General features: G+C 36.8%; 15 protein-coding genes and 2 tRNA genes. 10 read left to right on the top strand and 7 right to left on the bottom strand.

The window, feature by feature from the left end; all coding sequences use genetic code 11:
- Positions 1-55 precede the first annotated feature (55 nt).
- Positions 56-307, top strand: coding sequence for a hypothetical protein (locus tag SVZ03_16725; protein MDY6935848.1), 252 nt, complete (start codon positions 56-58; stop codon positions 305-307).
- A gap of 139 nt (positions 308-446) precedes the next feature.
- On the opposite strand, the gene SVZ03_16720 is transcribed toward SVZ03_16725, so the two are convergent.
- Complete coding sequence (locus tag SVZ03_16720) at positions 447-1,838, bottom strand: peptidylprolyl isomerase (GenBank protein ID MDY6935847.1); 1,392 nt, start codon at positions 1,836-1,838, stop codon at positions 447-449.
- A gap of 617 nt (positions 1,839-2,455) precedes the next feature.
- On the opposite strand from SVZ03_16720, the gene SVZ03_16715 reads away from it, so the two are divergent.
- From SVZ03_16715 to SVZ03_16685, 7 genes are all read left to right on the top strand, one after another.
- The gene (locus SVZ03_16715; GenBank protein ID MDY6935846.1) at positions 2,456-2,992 is read left to right on the top strand and encodes a hypothetical protein; all 537 of its coding nucleotides are present in this window, start codon (positions 2,456-2,458) and stop codon (positions 2,990-2,992) included.
- 164 nt (positions 2,993-3,156) lie between these two features.
- The gene (gene nadD / locus SVZ03_16710; protein ID MDY6935845.1) at positions 3,157-3,741 is read left to right on the top strand and encodes a nicotinate-nucleotide adenylyltransferase; all 585 of its coding nucleotides are present in this window, start codon (positions 3,157-3,159) and stop codon (positions 3,739-3,741) included.
- Positions 3,738-4,841: a LytR C-terminal domain-containing protein gene (locus SVZ03_16705; protein MDY6935844.1), complete on the top strand. Its 1,104-nt coding sequence runs from the start codon at positions 3,738-3,740 to the stop codon at positions 4,839-4,841. The genes nadD and SVZ03_16705 overlap by 4 nt, the downstream gene beginning before the upstream one ends.
- A complete protein-coding gene (gene rsfS, locus SVZ03_16700; protein MDY6935843.1) occupies positions 4,838-5,197 on the top strand; it encodes a ribosome silencing factor in 360 nt (119 codons plus the stop codon). Before SVZ03_16705 ends, rsfS begins: the two co-directional genes overlap by 4 nt.
- A 636-nt stretch (positions 5,198-5,833) precedes the next feature.
- A tRNA-Cys gene (locus SVZ03_16695) sits at positions 5,834-5,906 on the top strand.
- Positions 5,907-6,121: 215 nt separating this feature from the next.
- A tRNA-Leu gene (locus SVZ03_16690) sits at positions 6,122-6,206 on the top strand.
- 11 nt (positions 6,207-6,217) lie between these two features.
- Positions 6,218-6,808, top strand: a complete 591-nt coding sequence (locus SVZ03_16685) for an NUDIX hydrolase (protein ID MDY6935842.1) — start codon at positions 6,218-6,220, stop codon at positions 6,806-6,808.
- Between the two features lie 171 nt (positions 6,809-6,979).
- On the opposite strand, the gene SVZ03_16680 is transcribed toward SVZ03_16685, so the two are convergent.
- From SVZ03_16680 to pyk, 4 genes are all read right to left on the bottom strand, one after another.
- Positions 6,980-7,585, bottom strand: coding sequence for a hypothetical protein (locus SVZ03_16680; GenBank protein MDY6935841.1), 606 nt, complete (start codon positions 7,583-7,585; stop codon positions 6,980-6,982).
- Between the two features lie 204 nt (positions 7,586-7,789).
- Entirely contained in the window at positions 7,790-9,892 is a 2,103-nt protein-coding gene (gene pta, locus SVZ03_16675; protein MDY6935840.1) for a phosphate acetyltransferase, read from the bottom strand.
- 137 nt (positions 9,893-10,029) lie between these two features.
- A complete protein-coding gene (locus tag SVZ03_16670; GenBank protein ID MDY6935839.1) occupies positions 10,030-11,238 on the bottom strand; it encodes an acetate kinase in 1,209 nt (402 codons plus the stop codon).
- A 138-nt stretch (positions 11,239-11,376) separates the two neighbouring features.
- Positions 11,377-13,128, bottom strand: coding sequence for a pyruvate kinase (gene pyk, locus SVZ03_16665; protein MDY6935838.1), 1,752 nt, complete (start codon positions 13,126-13,128; stop codon positions 11,377-11,379).
- A 544-nt stretch (positions 13,129-13,672) separates the two neighbouring features.
- On the opposite strand from pyk, the gene SVZ03_16660 reads away from it, so the two are divergent.
- Complete coding sequence (locus SVZ03_16660; GenBank protein ID MDY6935837.1) at positions 13,673-14,140, top strand: chemotaxis protein CheX; 468 nt, start codon at positions 13,673-13,675, stop codon at positions 14,138-14,140.
- 183 nt (positions 14,141-14,323) lie between these two features.
- Positions 14,324-16,285, top strand: coding sequence for a sugar phosphorylase (locus SVZ03_16655; GenBank protein MDY6935836.1), 1,962 nt, complete (start codon positions 14,324-14,326; stop codon positions 16,283-16,285).
- 4 nt (positions 16,286-16,289) lie between these two features.
- On the opposite strand, the gene SVZ03_16650 is transcribed toward SVZ03_16655, so the two are convergent.
- Positions 16,290-17,159: an HDOD domain-containing protein gene (locus SVZ03_16650; GenBank protein MDY6935835.1), complete on the bottom strand. Its 870-nt coding sequence runs from the start codon at positions 17,157-17,159 to the stop codon at positions 16,290-16,292.
- A 57-nt stretch (positions 17,160-17,216) separates the two neighbouring features.
- Positions 17,217-18,944, bottom strand: a complete 1,728-nt coding sequence (locus SVZ03_16645; protein MDY6935834.1) for a FapA family protein — start codon at positions 18,942-18,944, stop codon at positions 17,217-17,219.
- Positions 18,945-19,177: the final 233 nt, after the last annotated feature.

Here is a 19,177-nt window from a genome sequence, read left to right as displayed (position 1 = left end):
AGATAGATACAAATCTCTATATCTTCCATCACAAACCGTAATATTAGGAAATAATATGAAATTATCTGTAAAATTGATCGAAGCAGGAAATGAATTCATCGCCACATGTCAAGAGTTAGATATCAATTGTTATGGGCCAACAAAGGAAAAAGCCCTTGGGAGGATTAAGAATGTTCTTTTATTCTATATTGATTCTGCTAAAGAACTTGGATTAATTGTAGATAATTTTGAGGCTATCTCAATTGATGGGGAACACACAATCATACCAAACGAGACCTACCAATCCAAGACAAATGCAATAAATTGATTTATATTAAAAGAGACCTCTCTTCAAATATTGTTTCAATAATCGATAATATGAGTAATTGTATAAACTCCTCCCCAACCTCACATTCATTGGGGAGGAAACCAATTAAAAGACTTGTTATTATCTATAAAGGATTAGCCTATTCGCCCTCCAGTTTCGATTCTACTATAGCAAACTCATACTCCTTCAATAAATCATCTTTCCAATGCTTCATAAAATCTCGACGCTTTTTATTGACAAGCACTCTTTCAATTTTATCCTTTACCTTCTCAAATGGCTCAACAACCTTCACCCTCTTCTTTTTTTTCATTACCATTTTATAATATCTTTTATCTTTATTCTTTTTATACTCCTGTAGCATCTCATCCCTTGTCACAGCAATATTTGATGAGCCAATCTTCTTTGTGAATTCCCTTGCTAAGGCTGCATTCAATTTGGAATCAATATCCTTTTTGTATTCAGGCTCCCCCTCAATACCCTTCTCTTGAGCAACCCGCTTTAGGATTTCAAATTTAAACATGCTTCTTGCTAATCCCTCCCTCTGTTTATCCGAAATCTCTGGCAATTTTTTCTGACCACCAGTACTCCTTCTCATGGTTCTCTCAATGCGATTATTCAGGTCCAAAACAGTAAAAACCCTATCTCCGACCTTGAATATTACATCCTCTTTCTTTTTGCTTGTCGCCTTGTCAAAATGCTCTTCAACATCATCGGCATCTGTTAATCTATCAATATAGTCCTTTGCGTATTTTCTCTGTAGTCTTGCCTTTATTCTCTTAGCCTGAGCCTTATCCTCTATTACATTCTCAATATTCTTCTCTGTTAATTCCTTCTTATCTGTAACTTTAATTATATAAACACCCTTAGCTGTTCTTACCGGATCTTTTGTATATTCTCCCTTATCTAATGAAAAGGCTATCTCTGAATATTCAGCAGGCATCATATCATGAGTGATGTATCCGATATCTCCACCCTTCTTTTTTGAAAAATCATCCGATTGCTTTTTGGCTATCTCCTCAAAACTTTCGCCCTTATTCAGCCTTTCAATTATCCCCTTAGCCTCCCCCATCTTCTTATCAAATGTTTTATCAATAGCATCCTTAACAAACTTTTTCCGCTTATTCTTCTCTGCCTTATATTCTTTCACTCTAAACAAAATATGGCTTACCCTTATTGCAGGCTCTTGAAATTTTGCTTTCTCTCTTATTTCCTTTTTGTATAGAATACTCATCAATTGAGATTCTGTTATCCGATCATGAATTCCCTTAAAATCATCACTCTTGTCAAATCCTTCCCCTTTCGCCTTTTCTACAGTTAATCGCTCAATCATCATCATCCTTAATCGATTCTTTTGCCTTTTCTTACTCTTTATTATTGAATCCATTGCATAATGATTTGATTTAATCCAATCATAGAATTCACCTCTAGTGATACCCCCGCCTTTATAGGTAGCTAAAACATCACCCTCACCTTTACACCCTGCGCTTAAGGCAACAAAAAGAATCAATAATCCAAAAAAAATTCTTTTCATGTAGATATCCTCCGAAATAATTATTATTTAAAACCATATATCTTTTATTGAATAGAGTACGAATATAGTGCTGATTGAGAAATGTCAATCATATTTTAGGGAATCAAAGCTACTGATAATTTTTCAATTTTTTGAAAACTATATTTTATTGCATAATACATTTAAAACGATATGCACTCATTCATGCCATTCAGATTTTCAATTTTAATTGATCTTTGCCAAGAAGAATATTATTCATAAAAATTCCCCAAAAGGTATAACAAGCAAATTTAAGACTTCCTTTGCTGAAATGGATTCTAAGAATTAATAATATAAAAATATTGACAATTACAACCATTTTAATCAATAGTTTACTAACTTATCAATTGTTGAAAAAGAATCATTCAACTATATATCATCAAACGAAAGGGAATCATCCATTAACAAATTGATATTATACACATTGAAATTTATGAAATCCAGGTACATATTCTTCATAATTCCATAAGGATGAACACTTTATATTATCTGGTCATGTTTTTATTAAGCAATTGCATATATGTTTTTATAATATAGAATGAACAGTCAAAGAGAGAGGTTTTTTTTCGCTAATGATGACACAATAAGATATGACATCCATGGACAAAAAGAATCAAGAAAAACTAAAGAGTATCTTTCCTAAAAAAGATTTTAATGAATTAAGCCAGGAATTAGAAAGTTTAATTGATTTGGGTTATGAATATATAGAACAAGAGGATTATAAAAAGTCATTCAACCTATTTAGCCTGGGTTTTAGACTGGACAAATCCAATCTGGACATAATAAATGGCCTTGGAATATCACTCTTTGAATTAGGTAGGTCGAGTTATTCAAAACGTTTTTTCAAGAAGGCATTAGATTTATATCCTGAAGACGCCATTACCCTGGCCAATCTTGCTGGGATCTTTTGGGAAGAGGGAGATTATGACAGCGCAATTCACTTTTATTTTAGGTCATTAAAGACGGATCCCTTTATTCTCGAAACCCATCTTAATATAATCAATCTCTATTATGACCAGGGAGATCTATATATGGCCTATATTGCTTGTCTTAATCTGCTTGATATATATCCCTCTAATGATCAGGCTATAGAATTAAGAGATGATATCATTATGAGCATGGCAATTTCAATTTGAATCTATGCTTAGAAATTCATAGATTCAAATTGAAATTGGCCTATCATTCTACAAAGAAAGCATTTTGACTCTTACTTCTCACTATATAAGAGATGTCAAAACTCTTTGACCAATCATGATATTCATTCTATTATTTTGCATATCAAAGTTTTTCAGGTGAGACATTGAAGTTAGGAATCTTTGGCGGGACGTTCAACCCAATCCATAATGGACATCTTATCAATGCACAGGCTATAAAAGAGGAACATTACCTAAATAAAATTATTTTTCTACCTACAAAAGATCCTGTTCATAAGTCACTTGAAAACATCACATCTACAGATGATAGATTTGAAATGGTAAGATTGTCAATTGAAGACACCTGTGGGTTTGATGTCTCTCGAATGGAAATTGATAGAAAAAGCAAATCCTACACAATAACAACATTAAAACAATTAATGAAAAAATATAAAGATGATAGATTGTATTTAATTATTGGGAGTGATGCCTTTGAACAGATAGATACCTGGAAGGATTACCAAAAAGTTATGCAAATGGTAGAGTTGATTATAATGAAAAGACCAGGCTTCACTTACAATAAAGAATCAATATACAACATTGCCGGGAACGTGATGATCTCTAATAATCCCTACATAGAGATAAGTTCATCAGATATACGGAAGAGGATCAGAGAAGGTAAATCCATTAGGTATCTAGTTCCTCCAAAGGTTGAGGAATACATTGTAAAGAGAGGGTTATATAGAAATTGAAAAGGGGGTTCATTTTAATTGGATTAGCAACAATAATACTCTTTATTATTCTATTCATTTTGTATTATAATTCAATATTCGCGCGGAATTCAATTGAGAAACTGATTCAGAATAAAAAGATGATCAATGTACTTATTGCGGGAAGCAATGTTTTTAATGATAATAAACATCAGTTCTATGGTATATTGAGCATCAATCCAGAAAATGAAAGAATAGGTTTTACAATTATTCCACCTAACCTTACAATCAGCATTGATAGTCGGAGCAAAGCACTTCAAAGAATAAGCCAAATCGATATTAATAATTTCAAGAAGCTGAGCACCTTCCTGAACCAAAAACTACAATTGAATATACCCTTTTACATTGAACTATATTCCCCGGATGTAGAGAGGTTGGTTGACATTATTGAAGGCATTGATCTATACGTAATCTATCAGATTGATGAAATTGATGGCATAGAATACGGCTTGAATTATTTTGACGGCATGAAGACTATCAAATATATTAATTCAGCTGAAGAGAATTCGATATTTATTAAATATGATCGGATACAGGATATTCTGTTAACCTTATTTTATAATAAAAATAAATATAAAAAATATGTGAATATAAAATTAATATCTGAAGCCCTAAAAACGATTAAAACAAATCTTGTTCCTCAGGAGGCAATGACAATTATAGATCTATTATACAAAAAATCGGATCTAATTTGCGCTATACTACCGGGCCAATATAATGATGGGTTTCTACATTTTGATGATATTTCATACAAAATCTATGAGAAAGAATTCTTAACCAAACTTGTATTCAATAATGAAATTGAATCCTCCATGAAGGTGAAGATACTAAACGGCTCTGGTATCTCAGGCATGGCTAGAAAGATGAGGAATCTTCTTGTAAGGGAGGGACTGAATGTTGTTGAATTTGGGACATCCCCATACCCTATAATAGATCATTCAATTATTATCAATCAGAAGGGGGATATTGGAGCCGTGAAAAGGGTTTCAGAATTAATAGGAGTGAACAGAATATATCATATCATTGATAATATGCAATTGAGCAGTGTTTTGCTAATTGTGGGAAAGGATTTTGCAAGGTGATAGAAAGCGATCTGCAGGATAATAGAATAGTTGATATTGCCAGGGACTGTGCAAGACTACTGGATGAAAAGAAGGCAGCGGATATTATAATACTTGATTTGAGTAAAATAAATAACTACTTTGACTATTTTATAATTTCAACTGGAAATTCATTTCTCCATTGCAGATCCCTGGGCAGAGAAATACGTAAGTTATTTAAAGCGATTAGTCTAAAGGAGAGGTCAAAGTCTAAATTAGATTCTGGATGGATTCTTCTTGACTATACTGATATAGTAGTCCACATCTTCACTCAGGAGATGAGAGAGTTCTACCAACTCGAAAAGCTGTGGGCTGATGCAACAAGGATAGTATTTTAGTCCTACCCTTTATTGAAGACTGACATCTACCCACAAACTAGTGTAAAATAGAGGATAAGGGGATTATAGAGATAAGGTGATTGAATATTAAGGAGGATAAACTAACTTAATTAATAATAATGTCAATTATTAAGGTTCATAATACTCTTGGTTCAGGGTTTTTGGAAAGTATTTATAGAAAGGCATTATTAATTGAGTTAAACAATTGAAATATTACAGCAGAAAACGAAAAGTAAGTTATTATCTTTTATCAAGATGAACAAATTGGCTGTCATAGGCTTGATATTCTTGTAGAAAATAGAATTATTATTGAACTAAAGACTGTTGAAAATCTTAGTAAATCACATTATGCTCAAATTCCTTCATATTTAAAAGCAACCGGACTTTAAGTTGGTATTCTTGTTAACTTTGCTAAGGAGAGGGCAGATTTTAGAAGAATAGAAATTGATTAAATATCTCCATATCTCTTTAATCCCCACATCTCCTTGTTTTACACAAAAAAATGTGAGTAGAAGTCAGTACAGAAGAAGGGGGATAGATGGGTTTCCAACTCCCCTTTCACTTTTTAGAAAGACCTTTTTTTTTGGATTGACAAAGTATCATAATTGACTATATAAGAGTCAAAATATTTCAAAAGGCGCCGTACCCAAGTGGCTAAGGGAGAGGTCTGCAAAACCTTTATCCAGCGGTTCGAATCCGCTCGGCGCCTCATGACTTTACAACAATATAGCGAATCAGAGAAGTCTTCGCACAACAAAGAGAATATAAATTCCATTTTATAGCAGTCAGGACAGAATAAAAAAATACCAAGTATTCAGCCATGTTAATTGTTTAAAGAATATACTGAAAAATACTCATTGAGCGATCTAATTGCTTTGCTGATTACACTCGATAAAAACATATAATAATCATAAAACAGAAAAAGCCCAAGTGGTGGAATTGGTAGACACAAGGGACTTAAAATCCCTCGGATTTAATATCCGTGCCGGTTCAAGTCCGGCCTTGGGCATGGATTTCAAAATGCGGCCCAAACAGGTTTTCCCTTCGTATAATTGGGAGGGGAATAGCGGAATCGACAAACTGAAATACTGCCCCCATTGTGGAATGGAATGTATATTAAATAAAAGGGGTGGAAGAGAAAGACCTGTTTGTCAAAGTTGTGGATATGTACATTTTAGAAACCCTTATCCTGGAGTCGTTGTTTTAATTAAGCAAGATGAGAGAGTTCTATTAGGTAAGCGGGCCCCTGGAAAATTCAGGGATGGTAAATGGTGCTTGCCCGGTGGTTTTATTGAGTTCGATGAAGATTTTCTGACAGCCGCAAATCGGGAGGTTAAGGAAGAGACTGGATTTGAAGTTGAGATTCAATCAATTATTAGTGTAGTAACCAATTATCTTACCGCGGAGCTTCACACCCTTGTTATTGTTCTATTAGCCAAAGTTATCAGCGGCACATTAACCACAAGCGAAGAATTAGATACTCTTAAATGGTTCCCCCTTTCTGGCCCCCTCCCTGAGATGGCCTTTGATGCGGATAAGCATATTATTGAAAGATATTACTTAACAAGAATTAATGGAGCGCCTGTTGATCCAGAACAGCACATAATCTAAATACAATCTAATCGAATTAATCCCTTATTGTATCATCCTGAAAGTTGCAGTGCGAATGGTCCTCCGCTTACGGTGTAGATTTGCTAAAGGCTAATGGAGAAAAATTTATTATCACAAAAATTGAGAGCAGCCCAACTCAATGTATTGATCAGTTACAGGATCATCAATAATCTAAATCAAATCCTCCAACTCCTTTGAACCTGTCTTTTTCGTTTCCCATCCCCCCTTTTCACTGTCAAAACGATTAGCCTGTTCATCTCCATTCAGGTAGTTAAAACTGGCCATAGCAATTGTAAATATATCCTCATATTCATAAAAGGTTTTTAATGGAGATTTACACTCTATAATATATACTATACCGTTGTTAATGGTTATCATAGTCCTCTGCAGCAGATTCTTTTTGTTTGATCTAAACTCAAAGACTAACAACTTGCCTGTAACATTCTTCTTAATTTCAATCCTTTCGGTTTCGATTATTTCGTTTAATCTGGAATCAATATTCCTTAGACTCCATTTATTTTCAAGCACAGTCTTTTCAATATCATCAGCAGATGATCTGAAGGCTCTCACCTTGATGTCAGTATGGCTCGCCCTATCGGCATACATAATGTGCTTCTTACTCAAGGTTACAACCGCCCTTTTCCAGGATTGGGGAAGTATTATCTCATAGTTATATTCCCCATTTTTATAGATAATGTAACCATTTTCAGAAGATAATGGAAGGGAATAACCCATGATAAGGAGAATCAACATTAATTTGCATAAATATCTATTCATTTTAAAATACATCCAGGATTGTTTATTTGTAATAAAAAAACTATTATCTTTTTAATAATTCATTAGATTAAATATATATTAAAAAAAAAATGCGTGTCAATCATTTTACAAATTATAGGTTTTTAGCACATTACACAGGTCTCAATTAGCTCTTATAGTTGCCTAAATGCGGTGATAAAAGCATATTCCTTATGAATAATTAATCTATGAATTCTGTGCCTGTATTGCTGTTATGGCAATCGTATAAACGATGTCCTCTATGAGACAACCCCTACTCAGGTCATTCACAGGCCTCCTCAAACCCTGCACAACAGGACCAATGGCCACAGCCCCAGCTGACCTCTGAACAGCCTTATAGGTGTTATTGCCGGTGTTGAGATCAGGAAAAATGAATACTGTAGCCCTGCCAGCCACTTCACTATTTGGAAGCTTTGTCTTAGCGACACCCGGATCAATAGCCGCATCATACTGTATTGGCCCCTCAATACGAAGATCGCTTCTTTTCTTTTTTGCTATTGCTGCAGCCTCCCTTACCCTCTCAACCTCCGGCCCTGTCCCAGACTCACCTGTGGAATATGAAAGCATCGCAACTAAAGGTTCAATATTAAACATCCTCGCTGTATCAGCGCTTGATATTGCAATATCCGCAAGTTCCTCTGCATTCGGATCCGGCACTATGGCGCAGTCGCCATATACCAACACCCTATCCTTCAGACACATGAAGAATATGCTTGATGCGATCAATGTATCAGGTCTTGTTTTAATAATTTCAAAAGCTGGTCTAATGGTATTCCTCGTTGTATGCACTGCTCCTGACACCAATCCATCAGCGTCACCCTGATATACCATCATGGTGCCATAATATATGGCTTCCTGTATCCGATCCCTCGCAACGTCCAATGTAATATGCTTGTGTTTCCTTAACTCAAGATAACTATTGACATAGTTATCAAAATTTTGAGACTTAATCGGATCAACAATCTCAACCCCATTATCCAGATTTATCCCCAAACCCTTAGCTCTCTTCCAGACAATATCCGGAGAACCCAGGAGTATAATATCCGCAATATTTATAGACCTCACCCTTTCAACCGCTTTTAATGTCCTCTCCTCATCTCCTTCTGGAAGCACTATGCGCATCTTTTTTAAATGAGCCCTCTCAATTATTTCGTATTTAAATATATCAGGCGTCCGCTTCCTGATCTTGTCCACCTTCATCTTTGCGTTAATCTTCTCATAATTAACATATTTATAGATTAAAGACTTTGCGGCATCTATCTTCTGAGTATCCCTTGAAGAGACATGAACAGCAAGGGATTCAATTCTATTTGCGGTTGAGAGCGTGTTACTCTGCACGCTAAGAATTGGAAAGGTTAGATCCGACAAACTGCCAATCAGATCCTTAATATCCTTATTCGGCAGGAGCCCTCCTGTTAGTATTATGCCTGATATGTTCGGATATGAAGTGGAGAGAAAGGAAACGATGGAGCCAAGAAGAATCTCATTTCTGTCCCCACCGGTTATAATCAGAGAACCATCATGGATATATTTTAAAGCATTCTCAAAGGTCATTGACGCTATTAAAGGCTCAATGGCAATATTCGACAGATAATCCTGACCGAATAAGATATCAGCGTCAAGACTTTGCGCAATATCGTATATCCGTGGTTTTGGCAAAACAGAATCATAGGGAATAGCGCCAAAGAAATCAATGCCTCTTTTCTCAAGAACACCCTTTAAACTCACTTCAATCTGAGACCCATCTCCAGGATCGACCTTGTTTACAATAACGCCAAGGAAATCACAGGACTCTTCATCAAATGAAGCCTTGCCTGTATATATATCTGACACTATCTCATCGATAGATTTATTATATCCATCCTCTATAAGCAATATGCTGGCATTCAGATTATTGGCAATATCAGCGTTTATATCAAATTCGTAAGCAGATATCATACCCAAGTAATCGGTACCATCAATAACAACAACATCCTTTCCTATCTCAATCCTTTTACAGCAATCCTGTATCCTCTGAAACAGGACATCAGTCTCGTTATTCGAAATGTAATAATTTACATCCTTCATAGACAGGGGATTAATATACTCCAATTCATCCTCAATGCCGAAAATCTCCTTTATCATCACTGATTCTTTATCAAATTTAGCATTTTTGATATATTTTTGCCCAATAGGCTTAAAATATCCAACGCTAGCGACCATACCTCTAAGCGCATTTATCAAACCAAGACATACTACGCTTTTACCTGTATTTGGACCAGTAGATGCAACAAAAATATTTTTCGCCATGTTTGATAAACCCCGCCAAAGACTTTTGTTTACATGGGAGAAGCATAAATCCGCTTCTCATCCATAATATAATATTAATTTTGGGCAAGCTAAGGCAATGTTAGAAATATCTATTAGTTACTTTGAATACAATAAGCCTAACGACCATTCTCATTGCTGACTATCCGAGCTGTATCCCTGGCTATGACCAGCTCTTCATTTGTCGGCACACACAACACCTTAACCCTTGAATTCTGTGTATTCAATTCCCCTTCAGCTCCGATTATTCTTATATTCCTCCCCTCATCCAATTCCACGCCTAGATATTCCATCTCACTACAGCACATGCCTCTTATAAGCGACGCATTTTCACCTATCCCTCCGGTAAAGACAATTATATCGACCCCATTCATTACAGCAGCATACATCCCAATATATTTTTTAATGCGATATGCATACATCTCTAGAGCAAGCCTAGCCCTGCTATTGCCATCATTATAAGCGTTGATCAGATCACGCATATCCGAACTAATGCCAGATACCCCGATCAATCCGCACTCCTTGTTCATCAACGCATCGCATTCCGCTGATGTCAAGTTGTCCTTCTCCATAACAAACAAAGCCATGGAGGGATCAACATCCCCGCACCTTGTGCCCATCATGAGACCCTCAAGGGGAGTAAATCCCATGGATGTATCAACCGACCTTCCAAATTTCACTGCCGTTACGCTGGCCCCATTCCCAAGATGACATGTAATTATCCTCAGCTTCTGTATGTCAATTCCAACAATCTCTGAAGCCCTCTTGGAAACATAGAAATGGCTGGTTCCATGAAACCCATAACGCCTGAACCTATGCTCTTCATAAAACCTGTATGCCAACCCATACATAAAGACATGATCCTCCATTGTTTGATGAAAAGCAGTATCAAACACAGCCACCTGAGCTACATTCGGCAATAGATCTTTGCACACAAGTATCCCATTCAGATTATGAGGATTATGAAGAGGGGCAAGCTCAATGCATGCTTCAATCTGATCAATCGTATCATCATCTATTAGAACAGATTTAGCGAATTTTTCCGCCCCATGCACTACCCTATGACCAACGGCTGAGATCTCACTTCTGTCCCCTATCACACCAAATTCGCTATTTGTTATCTCATCAATAATTCTTGAAATGGCAGAGCCATGATCATGAGTATCGCACTCTTTAGCATAATCATTATCCATAAGCCTGTATTTCATTTTTGAATCAGTCTGACCAATCCTATCAACAACCCCCTTAGCCAGCACATTTTCATTGGACATGTCAATTAATTGAAATTTTACTGTAGAACTCCCACAGTTGATCACCAGAATCTTTATCCCGCTGAATCTATTCATGAGGTAATATCTTTTCACTCCTCTATATTGCCGGGTCTCTCAAATTTCATATTTTAAAATAATCTCTAAATTTTATTTTCTATGGAACAGAAGAAGCATTTCACATTATAATCCAAAATTTCAATTCCTCTTAAGTCCGCTATACACAACCCCCGATAAGGCATCGAGTGAGACTACAGTCCCACTCTTCAAAACCGTTGTCGCTTCAACTGCATTTGCTATCACGGGTATCTCTAATGCCATTCCAACGACTGCCGCCCTTGAGTCCTCTTCATCCTCCTCAGTAATAACCCCGGAAGCATATTTTAAGGCCAATAGTATCTCATCCGTTGTTTTTGAAATAACTACGATATCCCCCGCGTTAAAATCTTTCATAGCATCATCCTTTTTGTGGACAACGTATAAATTTCCGGTTACAGAGAGATTATTTAATCCCTTCCCCTCTACCAGGACATCCCCGATTATATGAACCTTCAGGGTGTTCGTTGTTCCACTTATACCGGCAGGCGTTCCGCCAGTAATTACGACTAAATCTCCATTCTTTATTATGTCTGAATTTGAGGCCTTTTCAATAGCCTGATCAAAGATATCATCTGTGGAATCCTTAATCTCAGTTAGCACGGGACGAACCCCCCATGATAATGATAACTGCCAATAGACATTTCGATTAACGGTTGTAGCAATTATTGGAGATGCTGGCCTAAATTTCGATATCATCTGAGCAGTATGTCCTGATTTGGTTACAGAAATTATTGCTGAAGCGTCAAGGGTATGAGCAGTAACACATGTGGCATGACTAATAGCATTGGTCACATTTCTTGAAACTGCAAAATGAGTGTTGTTAAATCTAGATATATAATCGATGTTCTTTTCGGCATGAATAGCTATCTTAGACATGGTCAACAATGCTTCCAAGGGATATTTCCCTATAGACGTTTCGCCTGAAAGCATTATTGCGCTTGTGCCATCATAGATTGCATTTGCCACATCAGTTATCTCAGCCCTTGTTGGTCTTGGGTTATGTATCATGGAATCAAGCATTTGCGTAGCAGTAATAACTGGCTTTCCAGCGAGGTAACATTTGCTTATCAATTCCTTTTGTATTGACGGTAATTCCTCAAAGGGGATCTCAACCCCCATATCCCCCCTTGCAATCATCACTCCATCGCTAATTCTAATAATATCATCTGCATTATCTACCCCTTCCCTGTTCTCAATTTTTGCAATTATTTTTAGATTCCCCCCTCCATAATCCTCCAGAGTCCTTCTTAATTCCTTTATGCAACTGGCATTTTTCACAAAGGAGGCAGCAATAAAATCAAAATTATTTTCTGTTACAAATTGGAAATCCTTTCTATCCCTTTCGTTAATATAGGGCATATTGATCGACACATTAGGCACGTTTATACCTTTATTATTGCTTACAGGGCCTCCGTTAATAACCTCGCATTGAATTTCTATTTTATTTCTACTTACAACCTTCAATTTAATCAAACCGTCATCAATTAAAATTATATCGCCCCTATCCACATCATTTGTTAATCCTTTGTAGGTGACTGAGACTATTTTTTCATTCCCGACAACATCATCTGTGGTCAATGTAAATATACTCCCAGCCTTGAGTTCTATGCGATCCTTTTCAAACTGTTGAACTCTAATCTCCGGACCCTTTGTATCCATAAGCAAGCCAACTGGAATATCCAATTCATCCCTAAGGGCCATAAATTTTTCAACAGTCTTTCTGTGCTCGTCATGCGTGCCATGAGAAAAATTCAATCTTGCGACGTTCATGCCATTGATGAAGAGTTGTCTTAAGATATTATTCCTCTCCGTTGCAGGGCCAAGAGTGCATACTATCTTAGTCTTTCTCATATTACACCTCTATATGAAAACTTGTATAACGACAATTGAGACACACGCTATTCTAACAGCATCCCTCTGATATACATTCACAACTAAAATAACCAAAATGAGAAGGGATTTATTTTTCCTATGCTATAATATTATAATATTGGGAAAAAGTCATTAAAAATATTTCTTTATGCTGTTTATATAAATAATAAATCAATTGGGTAATGAATGTTTCTTGACTCTCTTCAGATAATCGTATATCATATCTACATTTGAAGAAATTAACAACAATATTGGATTAATTTTATATCAATATAAAAACCGATGACTGAATATTATATTGAAAGAAATCTTGGCGCCCAATGAAGGTTAACCCGCTTGCAATGGGGAGTTCTTTCAACATAATCAAGTTAAATCAATATCAATGGCAAAGTTATATATCTAACTTCAACGAATATAATAAAGTCATACCAATGAAACAAAAATTTTCATAAACATATATTTAATATAATAACTCGCCAATGGGATATTATATCATTAAGATCAAGGTGGAGTGAAACAAATAGTGGAGAAAAAAATCAACATCGAATATGTTAATCCCTTTCTAGTTGGAGCCAGTATGGTCTTTAAACAGCTTCTTAAAATTGAGCTTAAGAAAGGAAAAGTAAAAATTGCAAATAATCCTAAACCCTCACATGAGGTAGTCATCAAGTTAGAGATTACCGGCAATGTTCAAGGAATGGTGGTATATAGTATCGGATTTTATACAGTGAATAAGATTGCAGATGTCCTCGTGCCAGGCCTGTCAGAGGAACAGATAATGTGTGAGTACAAAGATATTATCGGGGAGCTTGCCAACATGATCACAGGTAATGCGATAAATATATTATCCGATAAGGGTCTGGATATATCAACCCCAACAGTTATGGATAGACCCAACTTCGGAACCTACAGCACAGGGAAATATTCAGTATTGGTCCTTAATCTATACAGCCCATACGGTCCGCTGGAGATAAGTATAGCCGTAAAGTAACATATAAACTTAACAGCTGCCTTTATCTTTGCGAAAACAAGGGCTCATGCTTATATTGTTGGGATATACTATAGGCGGCTCGTTCTAGTCCTGTTTATAGAATTATGGCTGATATTTTTACAATTCTATACATCACTCTTTATAACGAAGATTCAGCATAGTCAATATAAAAGGGGAAGCAATATGCAGAGAGACGATCTGACTGGTTCATCGGACAAAACAACCATGATAAAGGAATGCTCAAATAATAACACCAAAGATACCGATTCAGAAATATCCGTTAAATATACAAAAACCTTTCACAATCATGAACCGGATTATTCAAGGGAAGTGTTTCAACTCACCCCGGAAGAACATAACAATATTTTAAACAGGTTGATCTTCCTCTATGGCAGAGATATAGCGGAAGCCTATATGCCCGAACTGGAGCGATATATTCAGATTTACTATGCTCATAAACCTGACCGAATGATCAATGATGAGGAGATGTGTGATCCAAGTGACAGGTTTTCAGAAAAGGACGTTATCCTCATCACCTATGGAGACATCCTTCATGGCGAAGAGCGCTCCCCCCTTGCCACCCTAGCAAAATTTTGCGATACATTCCTCAAAGGGACAATCAATACACTCCATATCCTGCCCTTCTTCCCCTACTCATCAGATAGGGGTTTCTCCATTATCGACTTCGGAACTGTGGATCCTAGACTTGGTTCCTGGGCAGACATTGAAGACCTAGAGGAGCGCTATCAATTGATGTTCGATGGAGTCATCAATCATGTTTCATCGAAGAGTCATTGGTTTCAGGAATTCCTGAACGGAAGCCCCTACTACAGGGACTTTTTCATAACATTCAACTCATATGATGAGCTAACGCTTGAAGAGCGTAATTTGATATTCCGTCCAAGAACCTCTGATATACTTATTAAATTTGATACGATCAATGGCCCAAAATATGTATGGGCTACATTTTCATCTGATCAGATTGACCTCAATTATAAAAATCCAAACGTGTTGATACGGGTAATCGATATCCTACTTATGTATGTGCGTCACGGGGCTGATATTATTCGGTTGGATGCTGTAACATATCTATGGGCAGAGCCAGGGACTCGCTGTATTCACCTGGAACAGACACATGAGATAGTGAAACTCTTTCATGATATTTTAGATATCGTTGCGCCCGGGGTGGCCCTAATAACAGAGACAAATGTGCCTCATGAAGAGAACATCTCCTATTTCGGCAATGGCAATGATGAGGCTCATATGGTTTATAACTTTGCCCTGCCTCCCCTTGTTCTGTATACCTTCTACAAAGAGGATGCAACTCAGCTTTCCAATTGGGCAAAGTCTCTCCATGTCCCTTCGAACACCACCACTTTTTTCAACTTTCTGGATTCACATGACGGCATTGGCCTTATGGCGGTTAAGAACATATTACAAAAAGGGGATATTGACATCCTCATCCATAGGGCAGAGGAACATGGCGGATACATCTCTTACAAGAGTGGCGAAGGTGGCATTGAAGAGCCATATGAGATCAATATAACCTGGTTTAGCGCCCTTAATCGCGAGGATTCTGATGAAGATATTGCCTTTCAAGTCAAGAGATTTGTTGCTTCGAGAATTATAGCCTTGATTCTTAAGGGGGTTCCTGGTATCTATCTCCATAGCCTAATAGGAACCATCAACGACATCCAGGCTGTATTGAAAACCCAATCCAAGAGGGATATCAATCGCACTGTTATCTCTTATAGGGCCATAACCGAGGCCATGAACGATCCCTTTTCCAAGATATCGCGTATAAATCGGGAACTCGGCAGGCTAATTTCAATCAGAACAAAGAAACGAGCCTTTCACCCTAATGGAGATCAACACATCTTAGATCTATCATCTGATATATTTGCCCTCTTGAGGATATCCCCTGAAATGGATCAGCATATAATAGCCCTAACCAATGTGACAAACAGGGTTTGCCATCTGGAGATTCCTCTAAGTACTCTACCCCTTCCAATAGCATCCTCCACCAATGAATATTGGATTGATATAGTAAGCAACATGAAGTGGATGGCAGAGGATGGAAGGCTATTTATAACAATGCAGCCTTATGATGTCATCTGGTTAGAGCCATCAAATGAATTGGAATAGGACATCAGATCATAGCTTTTAAGAGATCATTGACCTTATCCCGATTTTTATTGGCAAAGGTTCTCATCTCTTCCAAATCCTTTGCTTCCATGTTTAACAGCTTTAGATCGCATTCACCAATCTCATTAGGGATCGAGTTTCCTTCATCCCCCAGCTTTAGTTCCTGACTCAAAGCATTTGCGATTCTGAGCAGGGAAACGTCAGCGACGCTAATCTCCTCTGGTAGTTCTTTCATATGATGAAAATCGATTGGATTTATTATTTTTTGGGGAAATTTCCATCGCTTTAAAAGCATTGACGCCACTTCACAATGATCGATACCGATTACCGCCCGCTCGGCTATGTGGAGGCTAAGCTTTTCAAGTTTATTTGCATACTCTAAAGCCTCAAGAAATTTCTCATGAAAAAATTGATCAAGCACAATCTTACCAACATCATGAAGGAGTCCTATTATGAAAAGTGATTCATTGGCATCCTTCTTGCAATGCCTTTTGCCTAATTCCTGAATCAGCGTAGCCACAGCCAAACTATGAGTCCACAAGCCATCCTGCGAAAAGTAGGGATTCTTCTTGAATGTGGGCAGGCTCTTCATGACTCCTATGGACAAGGCCAAAGACTTTACCATGTTAAAGCCAAGAAGGGTTACAGATTTATTTAATTCTGATATCTGTTCAGAGAAGCCATAATAGGCTGAATTGGCAACCTTTAATATCTTTGATGTCAATGCCGGATCATGGGAGATCACATCTGTAATGTCTGAAGCGTTGCTCTTCGAGTCTTCTATTAGGCTCAAGAGCTTGGGAACCACAGCAGGGAGTGTGGGAAGCTCTTCAATCTTTGAATAAATTATCTCTCTTAGTTCTTTTTTCTCCATAGCTTATCCTATCCTTTCAAAATCGGAGTTGTTATTAACCTCAATAAAAATAGTCATTTATACTATATTAGTAAATCGAATAATCCTTTCATCTTTGTCTTCATAAAATTTGACATTAGTTAGTACCTTTTCAATAAGCTTTACACAATTATTAATATTGACTTGAGTGCCGGGATAAATCTTATTTAATATATGTACCATTGGTTCCCGTTTTAGTTGTGTCATCTCCTTTGACGAATTGTAATCCTCTGTTAATAGCTTGAGTTCTTTATTATAATCAGTAATCTTCGATAGTAGCAAGAGACAGCTCTTTCTCCTTACAGGAATAAGATTTGAGATGAAAACCTTTGGATCGTTAAAGAGCTTCTCGCCAAAGATCGATTTTATATATTCCCTAACCTCTTCAATATTATACTTCATCATATCCATTTTTCTCTTCTTTTCCTTAACATCTCTTTCGTATATGCTCTTTCCTACATTAAGTATTGTCTTATTCTCCTTGGGAACCCCGGATTCATTAACAATGATCTCATGCAAGGCAACCGCTTCCCCGCCAATTATTTTCCCATGTTTATCCGTTACAGTAATCTTGTCATTTGATGAGACATTACTATTGATGATAGAATCTACAATCTCAATCTCTCCCACAGCCTGAATTGTTGAATTGAGTATATATTTAGCCTTAACCCCGCCTCCGGCTTTTATCTCTGTTAGGCCCTTGCCACCTATCCCCAATTTCACTTGAATATCCCCACCCGCATCAATTATAGCATCATCAACATGCCCATCTATAATAATGTTGTCCTTTGCTATCACAGAAAAACCGGGTAAGACAGATCCGAATATATGAACAGAACCATTGAAGTCAATATTCCCTGTATCATAGTCCACATCTCCCTTAATCAATGCAACGGGTTTTACTGATACCCTTCTCTTTGTTATTTCAAGGCATCCATCTATTGAAGATACATAAATTGATTTATCGCTGCCGGATTGCACAATATTGCTTCCTCTATCATATCCCTTATTCTCTAAAAATGTCGCCTCGATCTTATCCCCGTAGATATTAAATCCATCCTCAGGTTCAATTGCCGGAATCTTCTCTAATATCTTTTGTCCCTTCCTTACCTCAATAATTGAATTGATCTCCCTGAAATCCATACTTCCATCCTCCAAGACCTTACCAGCCTTCCTCTCCATTTCAATAAGTGGTATAAAATACTCATGGCACCCATCAATCGGGTCCCTCCCAGAAGCTACTAATATTCGGGTAATCTTTGGTTCATTTACATCGATTTTGGTTAATTGATCTATAATCAAATTTTTTTCCACAATGGAAAAGATGTTCTTCTTAACCAATGTCTCCTCTATATCCCTATTTGTTGGGATCTTCCGAAATTTTGTCGGATGGACTATATAATAAGCCTTGCTCTTATCCTTTGGAATCTGTAGAGGTTGAAACAATGATATAGTTGAACTGTTTTTATCAAATATTGAAAAGCCATAATCTGAGGTCTTATAAATCTTTGACTTCTCATCAAAATATATTCCTTCACCAGATTTTAAAGTAACTAGTTTTACGATTGTATGAAAGCTATATTCATTATCAATATGTATGGTCGCATCCTCAATATCGTCGCCTTCGACTACTTTAGCGATATTTTCATTTCTATACACAAAATTATTTGGCGATGAAAGAGCCAGAGATTTATTCCCCTGCTCATCAGTCTTTTCAACGAACATTCTGGTAACCTTAGGATCTATATAGAATATTACTATCTTCATAAATTATTAATTCTTACTTTCCCGCTGTAATCGCATATTCTGAATTAAATATATCCAAGATATTTGATGCGCATATGGTTTATCAGGTGTAGAATGATTCTTGCTCAATATTGGCACTAATACTAGTTATAATCACACGAAAAGGTGAAAAAATCAACCCCATTTAATAATACATCCATAAAATACATAGGGTAAGCGAAGGCATTCGAGGCTTTGATAAAATTGAAGGGGAT

The sequence above is a fragment of the Spirochaetota bacterium genome, from assembly GCA_034190085.1.
Taxonomy (GTDB): domain Bacteria; phylum Spirochaetota; class UBA4802; order UBA4802; family JAFGDQ01; genus JAXHTS01.
Note: the sequence above shows the minus strand (reverse complement) of the source record. Positions and strands in the feature narration are given on the sequence as shown.

What these genes read in the sequence shown, in the direction of transcription:
- SVZ03_16725 (MDY6935848.1), top strand. Translation starts at nt 56, where the DNA reads ATGAAATTATCTGTAAAATTGATCGAAGCAGGAAATGAATTCATCGCC.
- SVZ03_16720 (MDY6935847.1), bottom strand. Translation starts at nt 1,838, where the DNA reads ATGAAAAGAATTTTTTTTGGATTATTGATTCTTTTTGTTGCCTTAAGC.
- SVZ03_16715 (MDY6935846.1), top strand. Translation starts at nt 2,456, where the DNA reads ATGGACAAAAAGAATCAAGAAAAACTAAAGAGTATCTTTCCTAAAAAA.
- SVZ03_16685 (MDY6935842.1), top strand. Translation starts at nt 6,218, where the DNA reads ATGCGGCCCAAACAGGTTTTCCCTTCGTATAATTGGGAGGGGAATAGC.
- SVZ03_16680 (MDY6935841.1), bottom strand. Translation starts at nt 7,585, where the DNA reads ATGAATAGATATTTATGCAAATTAATGTTGATTCTCCTTATCATGGGT.
- pta (MDY6935840.1), bottom strand. Translation starts at nt 9,892, where the DNA reads ATGGCGAAAAATATTTTTGTTGCATCTACTGGTCCAAATACAGGTAAA.
- pyk (MDY6935838.1), bottom strand. Translation starts at nt 13,128, where the DNA reads ATGAGAAAGACTAAGATAGTATGCACTCTTGGCCCTGCAACGGAGAGG.
- SVZ03_16655 (MDY6935836.1), top strand. Translation starts at nt 14,324, where the DNA reads ATGCAGAGAGACGATCTGACTGGTTCATCGGACAAAACAACCATGATA.
- SVZ03_16650 (MDY6935835.1), bottom strand. Translation starts at nt 17,159, where the DNA reads ATGGAGAAAAAAGAACTAAGAGAGATAATTTATTCAAAGATTGAAGAG.
- SVZ03_16645 (MDY6935834.1), bottom strand. Translation starts at nt 18,944, where the DNA reads ATGAAGATAGTAATATTCTATATAGATCCTAAGGTTACCAGAATGTTC.